Origin of the sequence: Weissella sp. DD23 (assembly GCF_001579105.1) — a bacterium.
Taxonomy (GTDB): Bacteria; Bacillota; Bacilli; order Lactobacillales; family Lactobacillaceae; genus Weissella; species Weissella cibaria.
Map to the genome: position 1 here is coordinate 310,622 of NZ_KQ970390.1, position 1,516 is coordinate 312,137.

The 1,516-nt window shown below is 44.9% G+C and carries 2 protein-coding genes; both read right to left on the minus strand.

What is annotated here, in order from left to right:
* Positions 1-92 precede the first annotated feature (92 nt).
* On the minus strand, positions 93-1,043 hold the full coding sequence (locus WEIDD23_RS01500; protein ID WP_010374898.1) for a Gfo/Idh/MocA family protein: 951 nt from the start codon (positions 1,041-1,043) through the stop codon (positions 93-95).
* Between the two features lie 20 nt (positions 1,044-1,063).
* A partial coding sequence (locus tag WEIDD23_RS14245) for a fructose-specific PTS transporter subunit EIIC (RefSeq protein WP_242865372.1) occupies positions 1,064-1,516 on the minus strand: 453 nt, incomplete at its 5' end.

Below are 1,516 nucleotides of genomic sequence, written 5' to 3' on the forward strand. Positions count from 1 at the left end.
CTTTTTCGCTCATCTTGCCCCTCCGTATCTTTCGTATTCATTTTAACAATAAAAAGCGGCGTTGTGCGCAACGCCGCTAAATAATGCAATTATTACCATTCTTGTTGAATTTTACTTAAGGTTTCGAACTGCATCCCTGTTAAATTGGTAAATTCGAGAGCAATTTTTGGGTCTTGTACTGCTTGCTCAAAATCTGAAATCTCATACCACAAAGCATCTGCAGAATTTCCTAACGCAATCGCTTCTGACTCGCCGGTATCGGTGTGATACCAAATGGCGGCATCAGCGCGTGGGAAATCTGGTATACGTAGGTACCCTTTAGTGCCAGAAATTGTAATGGCCTTAGGTTGCTTAGCTTGCATTGATAATGTGATGGTCGCCATTTCATGATTGTCATTTGCTAGAATCGTCACTGATTGTTCATCAACACCGGTTTCAAAAGGGACCATCATCGAGTTTGCCCTACTTGGCGTACTGTTCATAAAGTAGACAGAGGCCTGTGTTGCATAACCACCAATATCAAGTAGTGCCCCACCTGCTAAATCAGGATTAAAGAATCGATTTTTTGGATCGTAAGGCTTATGACTACCAAAAGTTGTGTTAATCACCTTAATCTGCCCCAATGCGCCTTGATTAATGAGTTCACGAAGTCGTTTGAAAAGTGGCATGTGTACTGGTGTCATCGCCTCTAAGAGAACTAATCCAGCGTCCTGGGCTAACTTTCGAACGATAGTGTACTCTTCGTTAGAGACAGTTATCGCTTTTTCTGCTAACACATGTTTATGATGCGCCAAAGCCTGTTTGATAAAGTCAAAGTGTGTATTATGTGGCGTTGCAATATAGACAGCATCAATTGTTTCATCGGCTAATAAATCCGCGACTGTCTCGTAGGTTTTTGGAATTTGATACTGTTCCGCAAAGGATGTCAGTTTTGCTTGATCTCGAGCCGTCACAGCCATAGCCGGTTGCTGGTGCGCTAATAAACTTGCTGCCATTTCGTTGGCAATCGTGCCAGTACCAATAATTCCCCAATTTAAAGACATGATAATGTCCCCCATTTCTTTTAATCCGCGTCAGGTGCTTTTAGTAACCCGTAGATGACGCCCGCTACGATTGCACCAATGGCTACGAAGAGCAAGTACAACAATGGTGAATTTGTTAAGGCAACCACGAAGATACCGCCGTGAGGTGCCAATAATTTAATCCCTGCTAGGCCTACTAATCCACCTGCCAACGCTGAACCAGCAACAAAACTTGGGATGGCACGCGCTGGATCAGCCGCTGCAAATGGGATCGCCCCTTCTGTGATGAAACTTAATCCCATGACAATGTTGGTTAGGCCGGCTTCGCGGTTCTTTTGACTGAACTTATGTCTGAACAATAATGTTGCGACAAAGATTGCCAATGGCGGCACCATTCCACCAGCCATGACGGCGGCCATGACAGTTGACCCGCCGGTTGCAACACTAGCGGCAAGTGTACCGGTTCCAAAGACATAGGCGGCTTTGTTAACTGG